Source organism: Lysinibacillus sp. FSL K6-4013, assembly GCF_038630435.1.
Classification (GTDB): Bacteria; Bacillota; Bacilli; order Bacillales_A; family Planococcaceae; genus Lysinibacillus; species Lysinibacillus boronitolerans.
This window is the reverse complement of the sequence record NZ_CP152031.1, coordinates 4,530,557-4,549,075: the sequence shown is the minus strand read 5'-3', so window position 1 is coordinate 4,549,075 and position 18,519 is coordinate 4,530,557. Positions and strand designations below refer to the sequence as shown.

Genomic DNA, 18,519 nt, shown 5'->3' with positions numbered 1-18,519 from the left:
AATCCTAATGACACAAGCTAAAGCTATCGCTCGTACAGTACGCATTGCTCCTCGCAAAGTACGTCTAGTTGTAGACTTAATCCGAGGTAAGCAAGTTGGTGAAGCAGTTGCAATTTTACGTCATACTCCAAAAGCGGCGTCTCCAGTCGTTGAGAAAGTATTAAAATCTGCAGTTGCTAACGCTGAGCACAACTACGATCTTGACATCAACTCTTTAGTAGTTTCTGAAGTATTCGTTGACGAAGGTCCAACTTTAAAACGTTTCCGTCCACGTGCACAAGGACGTGCAAGCGCAATTAACAAACGCACAAGCCACATTACTCTAGTGGTATCTGAGAAGAAGGAGGGTTAATCCGTGGGTCAAAAAGTACATCCAATAGGACTACGCGTTGGTATTATTCGTGACTGGGAGTCAAAATGGTACGCTGAAAAAGACTATGCAACTCTACTTCACGAAGACATCAAAGTGCGTAAATATATTGAAACGGCTCTTAAAGACGCTTCAGTTTCTAAAGTAGAAATCGAACGTGCTGCAAACCGTGTAAACATTACAATTCACACTGCGAAACCAGGTATGGTAATCGGTAAAGGTGGTACTGAAGTTGAAAATCTTCGTAAATACCTTAGCGATTTAACTGGTAAACGTGTACACATCAACATCATTGAAATCAAACGTGCAGATCTTGACGCTCGTCTAGTAGCTGAAAACATCGCTCGTCAATTAGAAAATCGTGTATCATTCCGTCGTGCGCAAAAGCAAGCGATCCAACGCACAATCCGCGCTGGTGCAAAAGGAATTAAAACACAAGTATCTGGTCGTTTAGGTGGCGCTGATATCGCGCGTGCTGAACACTATAGTGAAGGAACTGTTCCACTTCATACTCTACGTGCTGACATCGATTATGCACACGCAGAAGCTGATACTACTTACGGTAAATTAGGCGTTAAAGTATGGATCTACCGTGGTGAAGTTCTTCCTACGAAGAAATCTGTGGAAGGAGGCAAATAATATGTTATTGCCTAAACGCGTTAAATACCGTCGTGAACACCGCGGCAACATGCGTGGCGAAGCGAAAGGCGGTAAAGAAGTAACTTTCGGCGAATGGGGCTTACAAGCTCAAACTGCTAGCTGGATTACTAACCGTCAAATCGAATCTGCTCGTATCGCGATGACTCGTTACATGAAACGTGGCGGTAAAGTTTGGATTAAAATCTTCCCACATAAACCTTACACTAAAAAACCTCTAGAAGTCCGCATGGGTTCTGGTAAAGGTTCTCCTGAAGGTTGGGTAGCAGTAGTTAAACCAGGAAAAGTAATGTTCGAAATTGCTGGCGTATCTGAAGAAGTTGCACGTGAAGCACTTCGTTTAGCATCACACAAACTTCCTGTTAAATGTAAGATCGTAAAACGTCAAGAAACTGGTGGTGAATCTAATGAAAGCTAATGAAATCCGTGACCTTGCTACTTCTGAAATAGAATTAAAAGTGAAATCACTGAAAGAAGAGCTTTTCAACCTTCGCTTCCAATTGGCGACTGGTCAATTAGAAAACACAGCTCGTATTCGTGAAGTGCGTAAAGCAATCGCGCGTATGAAAACTGTTATTCGTGAAAGAGAAATCAGTGCAAATAACTGATAAAGGAGGTTTTCAAGTATGACTGAGCGCAATCAACGCAAAGTTTACACGGGCCGCGTTGTTTCAGATAAAATGGACAAAACTGTTACTGTTTTAGTTGAAACTTACAAAAAGCACAAGCTTTATGGTAAGCGTGTAAAATACTCTAAAAAGTTTAAAGCTCATGATGAGTTAAACACAGCGAAAATCGGTGATATCGTACGTATCATGGAAACTCGCCCGCTATCAGCTACTAAACGTTTCCGTCTAGTAGAAGTTGTAGAAAAAGCGGTTATTATTTAATAACTATTTCGGAACAACCAATTTCCGAAGGGAGGTAACCTAAGTGATCCAACAAGAAAGTCGTATGAAAGTTGCTGACAACTCAGGTGCACGTGAAGTTCTTACAATTAAAGTGCTTGGTGGCTCTGGCCGTAAAACTGCTAACATCGGTGATATCGTTGTTTGTACAGTTAAGAAAGCAACACCAGGTGGCGTTGTCAAGAAGGGTGACGTTGTTAAAGCTGTTATCGTTCGTACTAAATCAGGCGTTCGTCGTAAAGACGGCACGTACATCAAATTTGATGAAAATGCTTGTGTAATTATTCGTGATGATAAATCACCACGCGGAACTCGTATTTTCGGACCTGTTGCACGTGAACTACGTGACAGCAACTTCATGAAAATCGTTTCTCTAGCTCCAGAAGTTCTTTAATTTCATGACAGTGCCAATCAAGGAGGTGCGACAGCATGCATGTAAAAAAAGGTGACAAGGTTAAGGTAATCACTGGTAAGGATAAAGGCAAAGAAGGCGTAATCCTTGCTGCTTTCCCAAAACAAGATCGCGTTCTTGTTGAAGGTGTGAACATCGTGAAAAAACACGTTAAACCTAACCAATTGAATCCACAAGGTGGTATTGTTAGCCAAGAGGCTGCAATTCACGTTTCGAACGTAATGCTAATCGATCCTAAATCTGGCGAGCCGACTCGTGTAGGTTATAAAATCGAAAACGGTAAAAAAGTTCGTGTAGCAAAAAAATCAGGTGCAGTAATCGACTAATTAGTATAAATAGAAGGGAGGTACACACATGAGCCGCCTAAAAGAAAAATATTTAAATGAAGTTTCTCCAGCTCTTATGAGCAAATTTGGATATAAATCAGTTATGCAACTACCGAAAGTTGAGAAAATCGTTATCAACATGGGTGTTGGTGATGCAGTTCAAAACTCTAAAGCGTTAGATGCAGCTGTTGAAGAATTAACAATTATCACTGGTCAAAAACCAGTAGTAACTAAAGCTAAAAAATCGATCGCAGGTTTCCGTCTTCGTGAAGGTATGCCTATCGGTGCTAAAGTTACATTACGCGGTGAGCGTATGTATGAATTCTTGGACAAATTAATTTCTATCTCACTACCTCGTGTACGTGACTTCCGTGGTGTTTCTAAAAAAGCATTCGATGGTCGCGGTAACTACACTCTAGGTGTTAAAGAACAATTAATTTTCCCAGAAATCGATTACGATAAAGTTTCAAAAGTACGCGGTATGGACATCGTGATCGTAACGACAGCGAACTCTGACGAAGAAGCTCGCGAGTTATTGACACAATTCGGTATGCCGTTCCAAAAGTAATCAAACAAGGAGGGCGAAAACGTGGCTAAAAAATCTATGATCGTTAAACAACAACGTAAGCAAAAGTTTAAAGTGCAAGAGTATACACGTTGTGAACGCTGTGGTCGTCCACATTCAGTATATCGCAAATTCAAACTTTGCCGTATTTGTTTCCGAGAACTTGCATATAAGGGACAAATTCCTGGCGTGAAAAAAGCCAGCTGGTAATCCCCTAATTTGGGAAGGAGGTAAATGTAATGACAATGACTGATCCGATTGCAGATATGCTTACTCGCATTCGTAATGCGAACATGGTTCGTCACGAGAAGTTAGAAGTACCAGCTTCCAACGTGAAAAAAGAAATCGCTGAAATTTTAAAGCGTGAAGGTTTCGTACGTGACGTAGAATACGTGGAAGACAACAAACAAGGTATCATCCGTATTTTCTTAAAATATGGAAAAGATAACGAGCGCGTTATCACTGGCTTAAAACGTATTTCTAAACCTGGTTTACGTGTATATGCTAAAACAAATGAAGTACCTAAAGTATTGAACGGTCTTGGTATCGCTTTAGTGTCAACTTCACAAGGTTTATTAACAGATAAAGAAGCTCGCGCTAAACAAGTTGGCGGCGAAGTTCTAGCATACGTTTGGTAATTAGCAATAAATGAATGGAGGTGCAACTAAATGTCTCGTGTAGGTAAAAAAATTATCGAGGTACCAGCTAACGTAACTGTTACTGTTGCAGCTGACAACACTGTTACTGTTAAAGGTCCTAAAGGCGAACTTGTTCGTTCTTTCCACCAAGATATGAAAATTGAGCAAGAGGGTAACGTAATCACTGTAGTACGTCCTTCTGATTCAAAAGAACACCGCACAAACCACGGTACTACTCGTGCGCTTCTTGCGAACATGGTTACTGGTGTTTCTGCAGGTTTCGAAAAAGCTTTAGAACTTATCGGTGTAGGTTACCGTGCGCAATTACAAGGTAATAAACTTGTACTTAACGTAGGTTACTCTCATCCAGTAGAGTTCACACCTGAAGATGGTCTACAAATTGAAGTTCCTTCAAACACTAAGATCATCGTTAAAGGTATTAGTAAAGAACGCGTTGGTGCTCTTGCATCTAACATCCGTGACGTTCGTCCACCAGAGCCTTATAAAGGTAAAGGTATTCGTTATGAAGGCGAATATGTTCGTCGTAAAGAAGGTAAAACAGGTAAATAATGCAGCTTAAGCATTAGAAAGGAGTGACCCTTGTGATTACGAAACAAGATAAAAATCAGGTTCGTAAAAAACGTCATGCTCGCGTTCGTTCTAAAATTTCGGGTACTGCTCAGCGTCCACGCTTAAACGTATTCCGTTCTAACAAGAACATTTACGCGCAACTTATCGATGACGTAGCAGGCGTAACAATTGTTAGCGCATCTTCTCAAGAAAATGGTTTCGAAGGTGCAGGTAGCAATGTTGACGCAGCAACTAAAGTCGGTGAAACAATCGCAAAACGCGCTGCGGAAAAAAATATTACTGCTGTAGTATTTGACCGTGGTGGTTACTTATATCATGGACGTGTGAAAGCTTTAGCTGAAGCTGCACGTGAGAACGGTTTAGAATTTTAATAAGAAGGAGGGACACATTTCATGAGTCGTATTGACGCAAACAAACTTGGAGAACTTGAAGAACGCGTAGTTACTATTAACCGCGTTGCTAAAGTTGTTAAAGGTGGACGTCGCTTCCGCTTCACAGCATTAGTTGTAGTTGGCGATAGAAACGGTCATGTAGGTTTCGGTACTGGTAAAGCTCAAGAGGTGCCAGATGCTATCCGCAAAGCTGTTGAAGACGCGAAGAAAAACTTAATCGAAGTGCCACGCGTAGGTGGAACAACTCCACACTTAGTGCAAGGTCGCTTTGGTGCAGGAGAAATCCTAATCAAACCTGCTGCTCCTGGTACAGGGGTTATCGCTGGTGGTCCAGTACGTGCTGTACTAGAACTTGCTGGTATTACTGATATTCTTTCAAAATCACTTGGATCTAACACACCAATTAACATGGTGCGTGCAACAATTCAAGGTTTAACTGAATTAAAACGCGTAGAGGACGTAGCTAAATTACGTGGTAAATCAGTGGAAGAAATATTAGGATAAGGGGGGAAAGATAATGGCTAACAAATTAGAAATCACCCTTACTAAATCTGTGATTGGTACTAAACCTGCACAACGCAAAACTGTTGAAGCTTTAGGTTTACGTAAATTACACCAAACTGTAGAGAAAGCTGATAACGCAGCTACTCGCGGTATGCTTGATAAAGTAGCTCACTTAGTTACTGTAAAAGAAATTTAATTTCTAATTATTGAACAAGGAGGTGCCACCCACTATGAAACTGCATGAGTTAAAACCAGCAGAAGGTTCTCGTAAGCAACGCAACCGCGTTGGTCGTGGTATCGGTTCTGGTAACGGTAAAACAGCAGGTAAAGGTCATAAAGGTCAAAACGCTCGTTCTGGTGGCGGTGTACGCCCAGGCTTTGAAGGCGGTCAGAACCCATTATTCCGTCGTTTACCAAAACGTGGCTTTACGAACATTAACCGTAAAGAATACGCTATCGTTAACCTTGATGCTTTAAACCGTTTCGAAGACGGTGCAGAGGTAACTGCTGCATTATTACTTGAAACTGGTCTAGTGAGCAATGAAAAAGCTGGAATTAAAGTTCTAGGTAATGGAACACTTAATAAAAAGCTTACTGTCAAAGCTCATAAATTCTCAGCTTCAGCGAAAGAAGCAATCGAGAATGCCGGCGGAACTACTGAGGTGATTTAATGTTTCAGACAATCTCTAACTTTATGCGTGTTCGAGATATAAGAAATAAAATCATTTTCACACTTTTAATGTTAATCGTTTTCCGTATTGGAACTTTCATTCCAGTACCTAACGTTGACGCTAATGTATTAAAGGCAACTGATGAGTTTAACCTCGTTGGTTTCCTCAATACTTTTGGCGGTGGTGCTTTAAAGAACTTCTCGATCTTTGCGATGGGGATTATGCCTTACATCACAGCCTCAATTATTGTTCAGTTATTGCAAATGGACGTAGTACCGAAGTTTGCTGAATGGGCAAAGCAAGGTGAAGTCGGAAGACGTAAACTTGCACAATTTACACGCTACTTTACTATTATTCTTGCTTTTATTCAATCATTCGCGATGTCATTCGGTTTTAATAGAATGTACGGCGGTTCTTTGATTAAGGAAGAAGGAGTTTTAACATATGTTATAATCTCTATTGTATTAACAGCGGGTACAGCATTCCTAGTATGGCTTGCTGATCAAATTACTGCGCATGGCGTTGGTAATGGTATTTCTGTTGTAATTTTCGCAGGTATCGTTGCGGCATTACCTACAGGTATCAACCAAATCTATGCACAACAAATCGAGGGTGCTGGTGATAAGCTATTTATCAACCTAATTATCCTTGGTCTACTTGTTTTAATCTTGCTTGCTGTTGTTATTGGAGTTATCTACGTGCAACAAGCACTACGTAAAATTCCAATTCAATATGCAAAACGAGTTACTGGGCGAAATCAACAAACTGGTGGTCAACAAACGCATTTACCGTTAAAAGTAAATGCTGCAGGGGTTATTCCAGTAATCTTTGCTTCAGCGTTTCTGATGACACCTCGTACGTTAGTTCCGTTCTTCGGTGAAAATAATGTTACAACCTTCATTAATAACACGTTTGATCATACAAAACCTGTTGGAATGATTATTTATGTGGCATTAATCATCGCATTCACATATTTCTATGCATTCGTACAAGTGAATCCAGAAAATGTGGCAGATAACTTGAAAAAGCAAGGTGCTTATATTCCAGGTATTCGTCCTGGTGAAAACACTCAAACGTATTTAACAAGCGTGTTATATCGTCTGACATTTGTCGGCGCGATTTTCTTAACTGTTATTTCAGTAATGCCGGTTATATTCATAAACTTTATGAATCTACCTGCCTCAGTGCAGATCGGTGGTACTAGTATTATTATCGTAGTCGGCGTAGCGCTCGAAACGATGAAGCAGCTAGAATCTCAACTTGTTAAACGTCACTACAAAGGCTTTATGAAATAATGTTGGTTTTTAGGGAACGTTCCATCGTTTCCTTTAATCAGCAAACCTTTTGTGGGAGGAATATTTCCTAATGAATATCGTTTTAATGGGTCTGCCAGGTGCTGGTAAAGGTACTCAGGCAGATAAAATTGTTGAGAAGTACGCAATTCCTCATATTTCTACAGGCGATATGTTCCGTGCTGCAATTAAAGAAGGTACTGAACTAGGCTTACAAGCTAAGTCGTTTATGGATCAAGGTGCACTTGTACCTGATGAAGTAACGATTGGTATTGTTCGTGAGCGACTGGCTAAACCTGATTGTGAAAAAGGATTCTTATTAGATGGTTTCCCACGTACTGTTCCTCAAGCTGAAGCTTTAGATAGCATTCTTGCTGATCTAGGTAAAGCTATTGAGCATACATTAAACATTCAAGTTGAAAAGGATGAGCTAATTGCTCGTCTTTCAGGTAGACGTATTTGTAAAACTTGTGGTACATCTTATCATTTAATTTTCAATCCTCCTGCCGAGGAAGGGAAATGTGATAAAGATGGTGGCGAGCTTTATACACGTGCAGATGATAATCCTGAAACGGTTGCGAACCGTCTGGAAGTAAATATGAAACAAGCACAACCTCTACTTGATTTCTATCAAGCTAAAGGCGTGTTAACTAATATAGATGGACAGCAAGATATTAACAAAGTGTTTGCTGATCTTGATGCTCTATTACAGGGCAGCCGCAGCTGATACCCGGCTCCGGGCGCAGAGTACTGCTTCCGCGGGAGGCATGCGGGAGCAACAACGAAACATAATTTTTTTGAGAGTTGCAAAAGCATATTGTGCCCGGTATATATTTCTTCTAAAAAGTGCAACATACCTTTTGGAGGAGTATAATGGGTTTCGTGGAAGCATCTGTGTAACGGGTATGAATATCTCATCCAAGACATTCCGGTATTCGTGTAAACATGGGAGATTCAGTGCCCTTACTGGTTCTGTATATTCCGTGGATTGTGTGAAGCGAAACCAGACGAGCGTCTTTCAAACATCTCTCATACAATCCAAACATATGTTGAAACGAGGTTGCTTCTAAAGTTGCAGCAGATATCCGTTTGATGTAACGATGAGAACTTTAATTTGCATATAGAGAGGAGACAGAGTAGATGGCGAAAGATGATGTAATTGAAGTCGAAGGGACAGTTGTTGAGACTTTGCCAAACGCGATGTTTAAGGTAGAATTAGAAAATGGACATGTGATTCTAGCACACGTATCTGGTAAGATTCGTATGCACTTTATCCGTATTCTACCTGGAGATAAGGTTACTATTGAGTTATCTCCTTATGATTTAACTCGCGGTCGTATCACATACCGTTTTAAATAATCTTTTGCGCTCCGGACTACTAAGGAGGTTAGGTTAGATGAAAGTGAGACCATCTGTGAAACCGATCTGCGAAAAATGTAAAGTAATTCGCCGACGCGGTAAAGTAATGGTAATCTGTGAAAATCCTAAACATAAACAAAAACAAGGTTAATTCTAAAGGAGGTGCACAACGTACATGGCACGTATTGCTGGTGTTGATATTCCTCGCGACAAACGCGTGGTAATTTCATTAACGTACATTTTCGGTATTGGTAAAACTACAGCTCAGAAAGTACTAGCTGATGCAGGTATTTCAGAAGATACACGCGTACGCGACTTAACTGAAGATGAGTTAAACAAAATCCGTGAACAATTAGATTCTTACAAACTTGAAGGTGACTTACGTCGCGAAACTTCATTAAATATTAAACGTCTGATGGAAATCGGTTCATTCCGTGGTATCCGTCACCGTCGTGGCTTACCTGTTCGTGGTCAAAATACGAAGAACAATGCGCGTACGCGTAAAGGTCCTCGTAAAACAGTTGCGAACAAGAAAAAATAATTGGTAAAGGAGGTTCCTTCTTAACATGGCTCGTAAACAACAAACTCGTAAACGTCGTGTGAAAAAGAATATCGAATCTGGTATTGCACACATTCGTTCTACATTTAACAATACAATCGTAACGATTACAGATATGCAAGGTAATGCTGTATCTTGGTCAAGTGCTGGTGCTCTTGGTTTCCGTGGTTCACGTAAATCTACACCATTCGCTGCTCAAATGGCTGCAGAAACTGCTGCTAAAACATCCCTTGAACATGGTCTGAAAACGTTGGAAGTAACTGTTAAAGGTCCTGGTGCTGGTCGTGAAGCTGCTATTCGTGCACTTCAAGCTGCTGGTTTAGAAGTAACTGCTATTAAAGACGTTACTCCAGTTCCTCACAATGGTTGCCGTCCGCCAAAACGTCGTCGCGTGTAATGGGTGCGTCTCATATTGTATGAGAACATCATTTTTTGTACAGACTGTCTTGTGCAGATAATAAACGATACGTCATTGACGATCGAATCTATGATGGAAAGAACCTATACATTCGATGTTTTGAAGGAGGGTAAATAAAATGATCGAAATTGAAAAACCAAAGATTGAAACGGTGGAGATCAGCGAAGATTCCAAATATGGAAAGTTTGTTGTAGAACCGCTTGAACGCGGATATGGAAACACTTTGGGTAATTCTTTACGTCGTATCCTTCTGTCTTCATTACCAGGAGCTGCTGTCACTTCAATTCAAATTGATGGTGTTCTTCACGAATTCTCAACTGTAGAAGGCGTAGTAGAAGATGTAGCTTCAATCATTTTGAACGTGAAAAAACTAGCTCTTAAAATCTACTCTGACGAAGAAAAAGTTATTGAGATTGATGTTAAAGGCGATGGTACAGTTACGGCTGCTGACATTACACATGACAGTGACGTAGAAATTTTAAACCCAGATCTATATATTGCAACAATCGCTAAAAACGGTCATTTACGTATGCGTATGTATGCACAACGCGGCCGTGGTTACACTCCTGCTGATCAAAACAAACGTGAGGATCTTCCTATCGGCGTGATCCCGATCGACTCTATTTACACTCCAGTATCACGCGTCAATTTCCAAGTGGAAAATACTCGTGTTGGTCAGTCTTCTGACTACGACAAACTTTCTCTTGATGTGTGGACAGATGGCAGCATCGGTCCGAAAGAGGCGATTTCGCTCGGAGCAAAAATTTTAACCGAGCATCTTAACATCTTCGTTGGCATGACAGATGAGGCACAAACTGCTGAAATCATGGTCGAAAAAGAAGAAGATCAAAAAGAAAAAGTTTTAGAGATGACTATTGAAGAACTTGATCTTTCTGTTCGTTCTTATAACTGTTTAAAACGCGCTGGTATTAATACAGTACTAGAACTTGCGAATAAATCAGAAGACGACATGATGAAAGTTCGTAACCTTGGACGCAAGTCATTAGAAGAAGTAAAAGCGAAGTTAGAAGAGCTTGGTTTAGGATTACGCAAAGAAGACTAAGCGATTTAAACACAACTAACAAGATCAGATTTTTTTCTATAAAGGAGGGAAACATCCATGGGTTACAGAAAACTTGGTCGTACAAGTTCTCAACGTAAAGCGATGTTACGTGACTTAGCTACTGATTTAATCATCAACGAGCGTATCGAAACTACTGAGGCTCGCGCTAAAGAAGTACGTAAAGCTGTTGAAAAAATGATTACTTTAGGTAAACGCGGAGATTTACATGCACGCCGTCAAGCTGCTGCATTTATCCGTCGTGAACTAGTAACAACGACTGATGCAGAAGGTAACGAATCAACATCATTTGCACTTCAAAAGTTATTTGATGATGTTGCACCACGTTATGCTGAGCGTCAAGGTGGTTACACTCGTATTCTTAAAGTAGGTCCTCGTCGTGGCGACGGTGCACCTGTTGTTGTGATTGAACTAGTTTAATCATAAGAGAAAACTTGTGGTGAAGAGGGTGGGAATCACCACCCTCTTTCTTTATAAATGATTTATACGACAAATAATTAAGCTGAGCGTTATGATGAGCGGACACTTATTAGTGTGGCGTCTCGTTTAGCTCTCCGCACCTCATTCAGGAGAAATAAGGGCTTGAGCACCCATATTTCTTGTAAATGTAACGACTAGCGCATTTCTATCGAATGAGGTGCGCGCTTTTTTATTAGATTAGATGGCGCCAATTTGTGGTGCTTTTTTTAATATATGGGCGTTATTTTGTAATTCAATTAGTCCATTATCAATTTGAGTTGCTATTGTAGTATTTTTCTTTTATCGACATACGGATTGTAGTAGAATTCATACATAAAAAAGTGTAAGTTAGTTAGTAGAGCTGAGCTTAGAGAGAGGAGTTCTAGATATGCCTGAAATTTTATCTTTAAATAATGTGACTTTTTCATATACACCAGAAATTCAAAACAGTCGTAATGCTGTAGAAAATGTTAGTTTTGCTGTTGATGAAGGTGAGTGGATTGCTATTGTAGGACATAATGGTTCTGGTAAGTCCACCATTGCCAAGCTGATGAATGGTTTATTGTTTCCTCAACAGGGGGATGTACGAATATTACGAGAACCTTTAAATGAAGAAAATCTTTGGGAATCTCGCTCCTTGATGGGAATGGTTTTTCAAAACCCTGACAATCAATTCGTTGGGGCAACGGTACAGGATGATGTAGCATTTGCTTTGGAAAACAACGGTATCCCTTTTGAAGAAATGGTGAAACGTGTACATGCGGCACTCGAACAGGTAAAAATGAGTCAGTTTTTAGACCATGAGCCACATCATTTATCTGGTGGACAAAAACAGCGTGTAGCCATTGCTGGGGCACTTGCTTTAAAGCCGAAGCTTTTAATTTTAGATGAGGCTACATCCATGTTAGATCCTCAGGGTCGTGCAGAGGTGTTACAAACGGTGCAAACATTACGTGCAGAAACAGGATTAACAGTTTTATCTATTACCCATGATTTAGAAGAGGCAATGTTAGCAGATCGTGTTCTTTTTATGAATGATGGTAAGAAATTTGCAGAAGGTACACCTGCTGAAATCTTTGCACTTGGAGACAAGCTAGTTGAATTTGGACTAGATTTGCCATTTGCCTTGAAGTTATCAAAGCTATTGCAAAAGGAAGGTGTTCCATTAATGGGGCAACATATGACAGAAGAAGAGTTGGTGAATGATTTATGGACATCAAACTTCAACAAGTAAGCTATGCCTATGCACAAGGAACCCCCTTTGAAAAACGGGCATTATTCGATGTAGATTTTGACATTCCATCTCATACGTATCAAGCGATAATTGGCCATACGGGTTCTGGAAAATCAACGATTCTGCAGCATTTTAACGCGCTTCTAAGACCTACTTCAGGAGAAGTACATATAGGAGATCGACTTATTATAGCTGGGAAAAAAGCAAAGGATTTAAAAGCTGTAAGACAAAAGGTGGGCATTGTCTTTCAATTTCCAGAGCATCAACTTTTTGAAGAAACAGTGTTAAAGGATATTATGTTTGGCCCAATGAACTTTGGTATATCAGAGGAGGAGGCGGAAGCTCGTGCAAGAGAACTTGTCAGCTTAGTCGGTTTGCCTGATAGTGTTTTGGATAAATCACCTTTCGATTTATCAGGTGGTCAAATGCGTCGTGTAGCGATTGCAGGTGTTTTGGCGATGGATCCTGAGGTTATTGTCTTAGATGAACCAACAGCAGGTCTTGATCCACGAGGTCAAAAGGAAATTATGGATATGTTTTATCAGCTCCATCAAGAACGTCATCTTACAACCATTCTAGTAACCCATAGTATGGAGGATGCAGCTCGGTACGCAGATAATATTGTGATCATGCATGAAGGAAAGAATGTCTTAAGTGGAACACCACGAATTATTTTTAAAGATGTTGAAACATTAAAGAAATTCCGTCTAGAGCCTCCACGTATTGTCCGCTTTCAGCAAAAGATTGAACACATGATGGGTCATTCCTTGTCTAAGGTTTGCTTAACAGAGGAAGAGCTTGCTGCTGAAATTGCTCAAGCACTTAGAGAGGAGCGTGCAGAGTCATGATGGAAAAAATGATCTTTGGTCGCTTCTTACCTGGTGACTCACCCGTACACAAGCTTGATCCACGGTCAAAGCTGATCTTTGTGTTCGCCTTTATTATTATTGTGTTTTTAGCCAATAATACCGTGACGTATGCGATGTTACTCGCATTCACGCTACTGATTGTATTAATATCGCGCATTCGCCTTTATTTTTTAATTAATGGACTCAAACCAGTGCTCTTTTTAATGGCCTTTACATTCCTTCTCCATATTTTTATGACGAAGGAAGGCGTCCCTGTGTTTGAATCAAAATTCATTACGATTTATGATGAAGGGATTAGGCGGGGGATATTTATCTCAATTCGTTTTCTAGTATTAGTATTTATGACGTCAATCTTAACCCTTACAACATCACCAATTTCCATAACAGACGGTATCGAGGTTCTGCTGAATCCCTTAAAAGCAATAAAAGTACCCGTCCATGAATTGGCTTTAATGATGTCCATCTCATTACGCTTCATTCCAACCTTAATGGATGAGACGGATAAAATTATGAAGGCACAGATGGCAAGGGGCTCTGATTTATCATCTGGGCCAATTAAGGACCGTATAAAGGCAGTAGTACCATTGCTTGTGCCTCTCTTTGTCAGTGCATTTAAACGGGCTGAGGATTTAGCAACAGCGATGGAAGTAAGAGGCTATCGCGGTGGTGAAGGGCGCACTAGGTACCGCAGGTTAAAATGGGATATGGGGGACACATTTGCGCTTGTGTTATTAGTAGCAATAGGCGTATTGCTATTCTTCTATAGAAGTTAAAGGAGTAGGCTATATGCGACGATTAAAAGTAATTATTAGCTATGATGGAACACTTTTTTCAGGCTATCAGATACAGCCAGGGGAACGTACAGTGCAGGCTGAGCTTGAGCGTGTTCTAGCCATTATGCATAAGGGAGAATCGGTTAAGGTAACTGCAAGTGGTCGTACAGATGCTAAAGTACATGCGACAGGGCAAACATTGCATTTCGACACACCACTTGGCATACCTGTAGAAAAGTATAGTAAGGCTTTGAATGTGCAACTGCCACGAGATATTCGTGTATTATCGGTAGAGGAAGTGGCTCATGACTTTCATGCGCGTTATGACGTGGCTGGAAAAAGATATCGCTATATTTGGTCTTGTGAGCCTATCCAAAGTCCATTCCGCAGATATTATACTGTAGAGACAAATGGAGTCAAACCTAACGTAGAGGCGATGCAAGAGGCAGCTAAGGCTATTATTGGTACACATGACTTTTCTTGTTTTTGCGCGGCGAATACAAGTGTGAAAGATAAAGTACGCACAGTAACATTATTGCAATTTGAATGGCATGGTGAAGAGCTACATATGGTGATTGAAGGGAATGGCTTCTTATATAATATGGTGCGTATTATTGCAGGTACTCTTTGGGAGGTTGGCATAGGTCGACGTATGATTGAAAATGTGTCCGAGGTAGTTGCTTCAGGTAATCGTGATAAGGCGGGAAAAACCGCACCACCACAAGGGCTGTACTTAGAAAAAGTGTTCTATTAGTGGCGTTCTACAATTCTGAACAACTTCACCAGGTGTTTAATGAAATTGCTTGACTTTAAAAGTCATTCATTATATGATAACAGATGGTATTTTCATTACCACCACAAATAAGCCCCGAAACTTATAGTGTAGTCTAATGAAAAATAACGGTAATCGAATCGATTAGGAGGATATATACATGCGTACAACATTCATGGCTAAAGGTCACGAAGTAGACCGTAAATGGTTAGTAGTTGATGCAGAAGGCCAAACTCTTGGACGTTTAGCTTCTGAAGTAGCTGCAATCTTACGTGGTAAACATAAACCAACATTCACACCAAACGTTGATACAGGTGATCACGTAATCATCATCAACGCTGACAAAATCCATTTAACTGGTAACAAATTAGAGGGTAAACTATACCGTCACCATACTCAATTTGCGGGTGGTTTAAAAACACGTACTGCTGGTGAAATGTTAGATAAATACCCAACAAGAATGATCGAATTAGCAGTTAAAGGAATGCTTCCTAAAAACTCTTTAGGTCGTAAAATGTTCACTAAACTTAATGTTTACACTGGAACAGAGCATCCACATGCTGCACAAAAACCAGAAGCATACGAGCTTCGCGGATAATATAAATTAAGAGGAGGATATTACTTTGGCACAAGTTCAATACATCGGCACTGGTCGCCGTAAAAGCTCTGTAGCTCGCGTACGTTTAGTACCAGGTACAGGTAAAATTGTTATCAACAAACGTGAAATCGAAGAATACGTACCATTCGCTGCATTACGCGAAGTAATTAAACAACCATTAGTAGCTACTGAAACTACAGGAAGCTATGATATCCACGTAAACGTTAACGGTGGTGGATACACTGGTCAAGCTGGTGCTGTTCGTCACGGTATCGCTCGTGCTCTACTTCAAGTAGACCCAGATTTCCGTGCTGCATTAAAATCAGCTGGATTACTTACTCGTGATTCACGCATGAAAGAACGTAAAAAACCAGGTCTACGCGGCGCTCGTCGTGCACCTCAGTTCTCAAAACGTTAATATCTGCTTTCTATACAAAGACTCTTTCTACTTTCGTGGAAGGAGTCTTTTGTCATTCCATCATAAAAAGCAATCTTTGAAGTTACTTCAAAGATTGCTTAACACTATTTCTTATGAAACTGAAGATGAAGTTGATGCACCTGCTCGGCTAATGCAGGAACGGGGCCATCTATAATAGTATCTTGAATGACTTCATGAATGGATAAATTACGAACTCGTGATGTAGAAATGATACCCATCTCATTTAGCCATTGCGCTAACTGTTTAGATGAGCTAGCGTAAACAATTCTTCCAAGCCCAACCCATCCATGGGCTGCAGCACACATTGGACAATGTTCTCCAGAAGTGTAAACGGTTGCTGAGCCTCTTTCCTCGAGACTCATATTTTGTGCTGCCCAGCGTGCTAATGCAAACTCTGGGTGCTGTGTGTGATCCCCGCCCGATACACGATTTTGTTCTTCTGCCAGTATCTCGCCATTTGAATTTACAAGTATCGAACCAAAGGGCTCATCTCCTGCTTCCAGCGCATTTTTGGCAAGCTCGATGCATCTCTCTAGATGCTTTAGATCTACGTCCTGGATCATGAAAAAACCTCCTTATGTGTTAACCATTATTTCGTTCGGATGCAGCTTCTTTTAAAATTTGCTCAATGTCATAAAAGCCTAGTTTTTTTGCATGCTGCAATGGCGTGACACCATCTCGATCTCCGATAGACATATCAGCACCATAATCTACTAATAATTGCACAATTTCTTGATGCTTTTCCCCGCCACTGCCTAATATGACTGCCTCCAATAGAGCAGTCCAATGCAAATTATTAATGTGATTGACATCAATGTCTGAGTGATTAAGTAGCTCTCGAACTACCTCAACATGCCCGCGTTCTGCTGCAGGGATGATGGCAATTCCACCAAAGCGATTAGTCAGCTTTGTATCTGCCCCTGCCGCTATGGCAAGTTTAACGATTTCTAAATAGCCTGATGCCCCTGCATGCAAAAGTACGTTCTCAAGGTTATTATCTCGAATATTAATATCTGCACCATGTTCAATGAGCACCTTCACAGTATCCACCTGATTATTATAAGTGGCAGCTAAAACAGCCGTTCTTCCATTCTGATCCGTTATATTAATATTGATGCCATTTTGCAGAAGTGCTAATACTTTGTCAGTATCACCGTTCGCTGCTGAAAGTATAAATTGATCATTCATTTTTCCACCTTCTTTTCTTTGGAGGTGTCCAGCAATATAACAGCCAAATGACTAGTGTATATAACTGTATCCTACTTTTTCGTTTATAAAAATATGGTAACACGTTACGAATTGTACGAGTAATATTAAAAAAATATGCTGTGCTTAGTTTTTTCATATAATAAATAATAGGAAGGTATTTGCTGGAGATTAAGAAGATCTAGAAAATAATCATTAGCTTTTTACATAGACAACACTATTTCTGTGCAGATTTAATATATATTAAAAATATTTTCGTATAAGTTTATGTTTTTTTAAGAAATTATTTAGGGGGGGTTTAACATTCCACTTTAATATAGTTTCAGAAGGTACAACAAACCTTTCATTTTAAAAAATTATCGTTATAGGTTTGATGTAACTCCAAATATAAACTAACCGATGGAGGTAAGTAGTTATGAAAAAATTATTAATAGTATCTGTTGCAGCAATAGCATTACTGGCAGCATGTCAAGATAAGGCGCCTACAAAAGGCTATACAACGAATAGTGAGGAAGTCAAAACCGAAAGTGCTTCAACAGAAAATACTGCCAAAGAGCAATTAACAAAGGGACAAGAAATGGCTAATATTCTAAGTGGTACAAATTGGCAAGGTACAAAAGTTTACGACAAAGATAATAATGACTTAACAGCTGAGAACGCAAATTTCATTGGGTTAGCAAAATATGATGCTCAGACAGGTCATTATGAATTCTTTGACGCTGCTACAGGTGAAAGCCGTGACGATAAAGGGACATTCTTTATCACAAATGATGGGAAACAAAGAATATTAATTTCAGAATCGAAAAAATACCAAGCGGTTGTCGAGATCACTGAGCTAAACGATAGTATCTTTACCTATAAAAGAATGGGTAAAGATGCTACAGGCAATGATGTGGAAGTATTCGTGGAACATATACCTTATAAAGAAAAGGAACTGGCATTTACAGATTCCGATAAAACGTTAGATGCTTCAACAGGTGATATTGTTACAGACGTGGACGGAGACAAAATTTTAGCTGATACATTATGGCATGGAACTGTTGTGTTAGATGAAGCGGGTAATGATGTAACAGAATTCAATTCAAATTTCATCAGCATTGCAAAGTATGATGCAAATACAAATAGATATGAGTTCTTCAATCCTGAAACAGGTGAAAGTCGTGGAGACTATGGTTACTTTGATGTCATTCATGATAATAAAATAAGAGCGCATGTTTCTATCGGTGATAATAAGTATGGTGTCGCTCTTGAAATTACAGAAATCAACGATAAGAAGTTCACGTATAAACGAACAGGTAAAGACAAAGAGGGTAATGAAATAACTGTATTTGTTGAGCATGAACCATATACAGGTGAATTTAACCCTACCTTTACAATACAATAAGTTGTTCTTCCTTCCTTAATATAGAAGAAAACTCTCAAGTTT

General features: G+C 40.0%; 31 protein-coding genes and 2 pseudogenes. 31 read left to right on the top strand and 2 right to left on the bottom strand.

Annotated elements, in window-relative coordinates; all coding sequences use genetic code 11:
• The first annotated feature begins 7 nt into the window (after positions 1 to 7).
• The 30 genes and pseudogenes from rplV (at position 8) to rpsI (ending at position 15,866) form a co-directional block, all read left to right on the top strand.
• The gene (gene rplV, locus MHB39_RS22645) at positions 8 to 352 is read left to right on the top strand and encodes a 50S ribosomal protein L22 (RefSeq protein WP_004233639.1); all 345 of its coding nucleotides are present in this window, start codon (positions 8 to 10) and stop codon (positions 350 to 352) included.
• 3 nt (positions 353 to 355) lie between these two features.
• Complete coding sequence (rpsC, locus tag MHB39_RS22640) at positions 356 to 1,009, top strand: 30S ribosomal protein S3 (RefSeq protein WP_004233642.1); 654 nt, start codon at positions 356 to 358, stop codon at positions 1,007 to 1,009.
• A gap of 1 nt (position 1,010) precedes the next feature.
• Positions 1,011 to 1,445, top strand: coding sequence for a 50S ribosomal protein L16 (gene rplP, locus MHB39_RS22635; protein WP_004233644.1), 435 nt, complete (start codon positions 1,011 to 1,013; stop codon positions 1,443 to 1,445).
• The gene (gene rpmC, locus MHB39_RS22630) at positions 1,435 to 1,635 is read left to right on the top strand and encodes a 50S ribosomal protein L29 (protein WP_004233646.1); all 201 of its coding nucleotides are present in this window, start codon (positions 1,435 to 1,437) and stop codon (positions 1,633 to 1,635) included. Before rplP ends, rpmC begins: the two co-directional genes overlap by 11 nt.
• An 18-nt stretch (positions 1,636 to 1,653) precedes the next feature.
• Positions 1,654 to 1,917 carry a 30S ribosomal protein S17 gene (gene rpsQ / locus MHB39_RS22625; protein ID WP_004233648.1) on the top strand — a complete coding sequence of 88 codons (264 nt, stop codon included), beginning with the start codon at positions 1,654 to 1,656 and terminating at the stop codon, positions 1,915 to 1,917.
• A 43-nt stretch (positions 1,918 to 1,960) separates the two neighbouring features.
• On the top strand, positions 1,961 to 2,329 hold the full coding sequence (gene rplN, locus MHB39_RS22620; RefSeq protein WP_004233650.1) for a 50S ribosomal protein L14: 369 nt from the start codon (positions 1,961 to 1,963) through the stop codon (positions 2,327 to 2,329).
• Positions 2,330 to 2,364: 35 nt separating this feature from the next.
• Positions 2,365 to 2,673 (top strand): 50S ribosomal protein L24, encoded by a 309-nt coding sequence (gene rplX / locus MHB39_RS22615; protein ID WP_004233652.1) that lies wholly within the window; start codon positions 2,365 to 2,367, stop codon positions 2,671 to 2,673.
• Between the two features lie 28 nt (positions 2,674 to 2,701).
• On the top strand, positions 2,702 to 3,241 hold the full coding sequence (gene rplE / locus MHB39_RS22610; protein WP_004233654.1) for a 50S ribosomal protein L5: 540 nt from the start codon (positions 2,702 to 2,704) through the stop codon (positions 3,239 to 3,241).
• A gap of 21 nt (positions 3,242 to 3,262) precedes the next feature.
• Complete coding sequence (locus MHB39_RS22605; protein WP_004233656.1) at positions 3,263 to 3,448, top strand: type Z 30S ribosomal protein S14; 186 nt, start codon at positions 3,263 to 3,265, stop codon at positions 3,446 to 3,448.
• Between the two features lie 29 nt (positions 3,449 to 3,477).
• Positions 3,478 to 3,876: a 30S ribosomal protein S8 gene (rpsH, locus tag MHB39_RS22600; protein ID WP_008181717.1), complete on the top strand. Its 399-nt coding sequence runs from the start codon at positions 3,478 to 3,480 to the stop codon at positions 3,874 to 3,876.
• Positions 3,877 to 3,906: 30 nt separating this feature from the next.
• Positions 3,907 to 4,446: a 50S ribosomal protein L6 gene (gene rplF, locus MHB39_RS22595; protein ID WP_048395570.1), complete on the top strand. Its 540-nt coding sequence runs from the start codon at positions 3,907 to 3,909 to the stop codon at positions 4,444 to 4,446.
• A gap of 32 nt (positions 4,447 to 4,478) precedes the next feature.
• The gene (rplR, locus tag MHB39_RS22590; RefSeq protein ID WP_004233662.1) at positions 4,479 to 4,838 is read left to right on the top strand and encodes a 50S ribosomal protein L18; all 360 of its coding nucleotides are present in this window, start codon (positions 4,479 to 4,481) and stop codon (positions 4,836 to 4,838) included.
• Between the two features lie 21 nt (positions 4,839 to 4,859).
• On the top strand, positions 4,860 to 5,363 hold the full coding sequence (gene rpsE, locus MHB39_RS22585) for a 30S ribosomal protein S5 (protein WP_016992656.1): 504 nt from the start codon (positions 4,860 to 4,862) through the stop codon (positions 5,361 to 5,363).
• Positions 5,364 to 5,376: 13 nt separating this feature from the next.
• Complete coding sequence (gene rpmD / locus MHB39_RS22580; RefSeq protein ID WP_004233668.1) at positions 5,377 to 5,559, top strand: 50S ribosomal protein L30; 183 nt, start codon at positions 5,377 to 5,379, stop codon at positions 5,557 to 5,559.
• 34 nt (positions 5,560 to 5,593) lie between these two features.
• Positions 5,594 to 6,034, top strand: coding sequence for a 50S ribosomal protein L15 (gene rplO / locus MHB39_RS22575; RefSeq protein WP_004233670.1), 441 nt, complete (start codon positions 5,594 to 5,596; stop codon positions 6,032 to 6,034).
• On the top strand, positions 6,034 to 7,329 hold the full coding sequence (gene secY, locus MHB39_RS22570) for a preprotein translocase subunit SecY (protein WP_004233672.1): 1,296 nt from the start codon (positions 6,034 to 6,036) through the stop codon (positions 7,327 to 7,329). Before rplO ends, secY begins: the two co-directional genes overlap by 1 nt.
• Positions 7,330 to 7,399: 70 nt before the next feature.
• The gene (locus tag MHB39_RS22565) at positions 7,400 to 8,053 is read left to right on the top strand and encodes an adenylate kinase (protein WP_016992655.1); all 654 of its coding nucleotides are present in this window, start codon (positions 7,400 to 7,402) and stop codon (positions 8,051 to 8,053) included.
• A 249-nt stretch (positions 8,054 to 8,302) separates the two neighbouring features.
• Positions 8,303 to 8,380 (top strand): annotated as a pseudogene (locus MHB39_RS22560) (type I methionyl aminopeptidase); the annotation flags it as partial.
• 86 nt (positions 8,381 to 8,466) lie between these two features.
• Complete coding sequence (infA, locus tag MHB39_RS22555; protein ID WP_004233690.1) at positions 8,467 to 8,685, top strand: translation initiation factor IF-1; 219 nt, start codon at positions 8,467 to 8,469, stop codon at positions 8,683 to 8,685.
• Positions 8,686 to 8,722: 37 nt separating this feature from the next.
• Positions 8,723 to 8,836, top strand: coding sequence for a 50S ribosomal protein L36 (rpmJ, locus tag MHB39_RS22550; RefSeq protein WP_000868344.1), 114 nt, complete (start codon positions 8,723 to 8,725; stop codon positions 8,834 to 8,836).
• A gap of 24 nt (positions 8,837 to 8,860) precedes the next feature.
• Positions 8,861 to 9,226 carry a 30S ribosomal protein S13 gene (rpsM, locus tag MHB39_RS22545; protein WP_004233729.1) on the top strand — a complete coding sequence of 122 codons (366 nt, stop codon included), beginning with the start codon at positions 8,861 to 8,863 and terminating at the stop codon, positions 9,224 to 9,226.
• Between the two features lie 25 nt (positions 9,227 to 9,251).
• Entirely contained in the window at positions 9,252 to 9,641 is a 390-nt protein-coding gene (rpsK, locus tag MHB39_RS22540; RefSeq protein ID WP_004233731.1) for a 30S ribosomal protein S11, read from the top strand.
• 139 nt (positions 9,642 to 9,780) lie between these two features.
• Positions 9,781 to 10,725, top strand: coding sequence for a DNA-directed RNA polymerase subunit alpha (locus tag MHB39_RS22535; protein ID WP_004233733.1), 945 nt, complete (start codon positions 9,781 to 9,783; stop codon positions 10,723 to 10,725).
• Between the two features lie 57 nt (positions 10,726 to 10,782).
• The gene (rplQ, locus tag MHB39_RS22530) at positions 10,783 to 11,163 is read left to right on the top strand and encodes a 50S ribosomal protein L17 (RefSeq protein ID WP_008181938.1); all 381 of its coding nucleotides are present in this window, start codon (positions 10,783 to 10,785) and stop codon (positions 11,161 to 11,163) included.
• A 427-nt stretch (positions 11,164 to 11,590) separates the two neighbouring features.
• On the top strand, positions 11,591 to 12,436 hold the full coding sequence (locus tag MHB39_RS22525; RefSeq protein WP_016994488.1) for an energy-coupling factor ABC transporter ATP-binding protein: 846 nt from the start codon (positions 11,591 to 11,593) through the stop codon (positions 12,434 to 12,436).
• The gene (locus MHB39_RS22520; RefSeq protein WP_016994489.1) at positions 12,412 to 13,284 is read left to right on the top strand and encodes an energy-coupling factor ABC transporter ATP-binding protein; all 873 of its coding nucleotides are present in this window, start codon (positions 12,412 to 12,414) and stop codon (positions 13,282 to 13,284) included. Before MHB39_RS22525 ends, MHB39_RS22520 begins: the two co-directional genes overlap by 25 nt.
• Positions 13,281 to 14,078 (top strand): energy-coupling factor transporter transmembrane protein EcfT, encoded by a 798-nt coding sequence (locus tag MHB39_RS22515; protein ID WP_016994490.1) that lies wholly within the window; start codon positions 13,281 to 13,283, stop codon positions 14,076 to 14,078. The genes MHB39_RS22520 and MHB39_RS22515 overlap by 4 nt, the downstream gene beginning before the upstream one ends.
• A 13-nt stretch (positions 14,079 to 14,091) precedes the next feature.
• Entirely contained in the window at positions 14,092 to 14,832 is a 741-nt protein-coding gene (gene truA, locus MHB39_RS22510; RefSeq protein WP_016994491.1) for a tRNA pseudouridine(38-40) synthase TruA, read from the top strand.
• 178 nt (positions 14,833 to 15,010) lie between these two features.
• Complete coding sequence (gene rplM, locus MHB39_RS22505) at positions 15,011 to 15,448, top strand: 50S ribosomal protein L13 (protein WP_004233742.1); 438 nt, start codon at positions 15,011 to 15,013, stop codon at positions 15,446 to 15,448.
• Between the two features lie 25 nt (positions 15,449 to 15,473).
• Complete coding sequence (gene rpsI, locus MHB39_RS22500) at positions 15,474 to 15,866, top strand: 30S ribosomal protein S9 (RefSeq protein WP_004233744.1); 393 nt, start codon at positions 15,474 to 15,476, stop codon at positions 15,864 to 15,866.
• Between the two features lie 104 nt (positions 15,867 to 15,970).
• On the opposite strand, the gene MHB39_RS22495 is transcribed toward rpsI, so the two are convergent.
• Positions 15,971 to 16,450, bottom strand: a complete 480-nt coding sequence (locus MHB39_RS22495; RefSeq protein WP_339280500.1) for a nucleoside deaminase — start codon at positions 16,448 to 16,450, stop codon at positions 15,971 to 15,973.
• 19 nt (positions 16,451 to 16,469) lie between these two features.
• On the bottom strand, positions 16,470 to 17,075 hold the full coding sequence (locus MHB39_RS22490; protein WP_342545443.1) for an ankyrin repeat domain-containing protein: 606 nt from the start codon (positions 17,073 to 17,075) through the stop codon (positions 16,470 to 16,472).
• Positions 17,076 to 17,595: 520 nt separating this feature from the next.
• Here MHB39_RS22490 and MHB39_RS22485 point away from each other — a divergent pair.
• Positions 17,596 to 18,477, top strand: a pseudogene (locus MHB39_RS22485) (DUF4822 domain-containing protein); the annotation flags it as partial.
• Positions 18,478 to 18,519 lie beyond the last annotated feature (42 nt).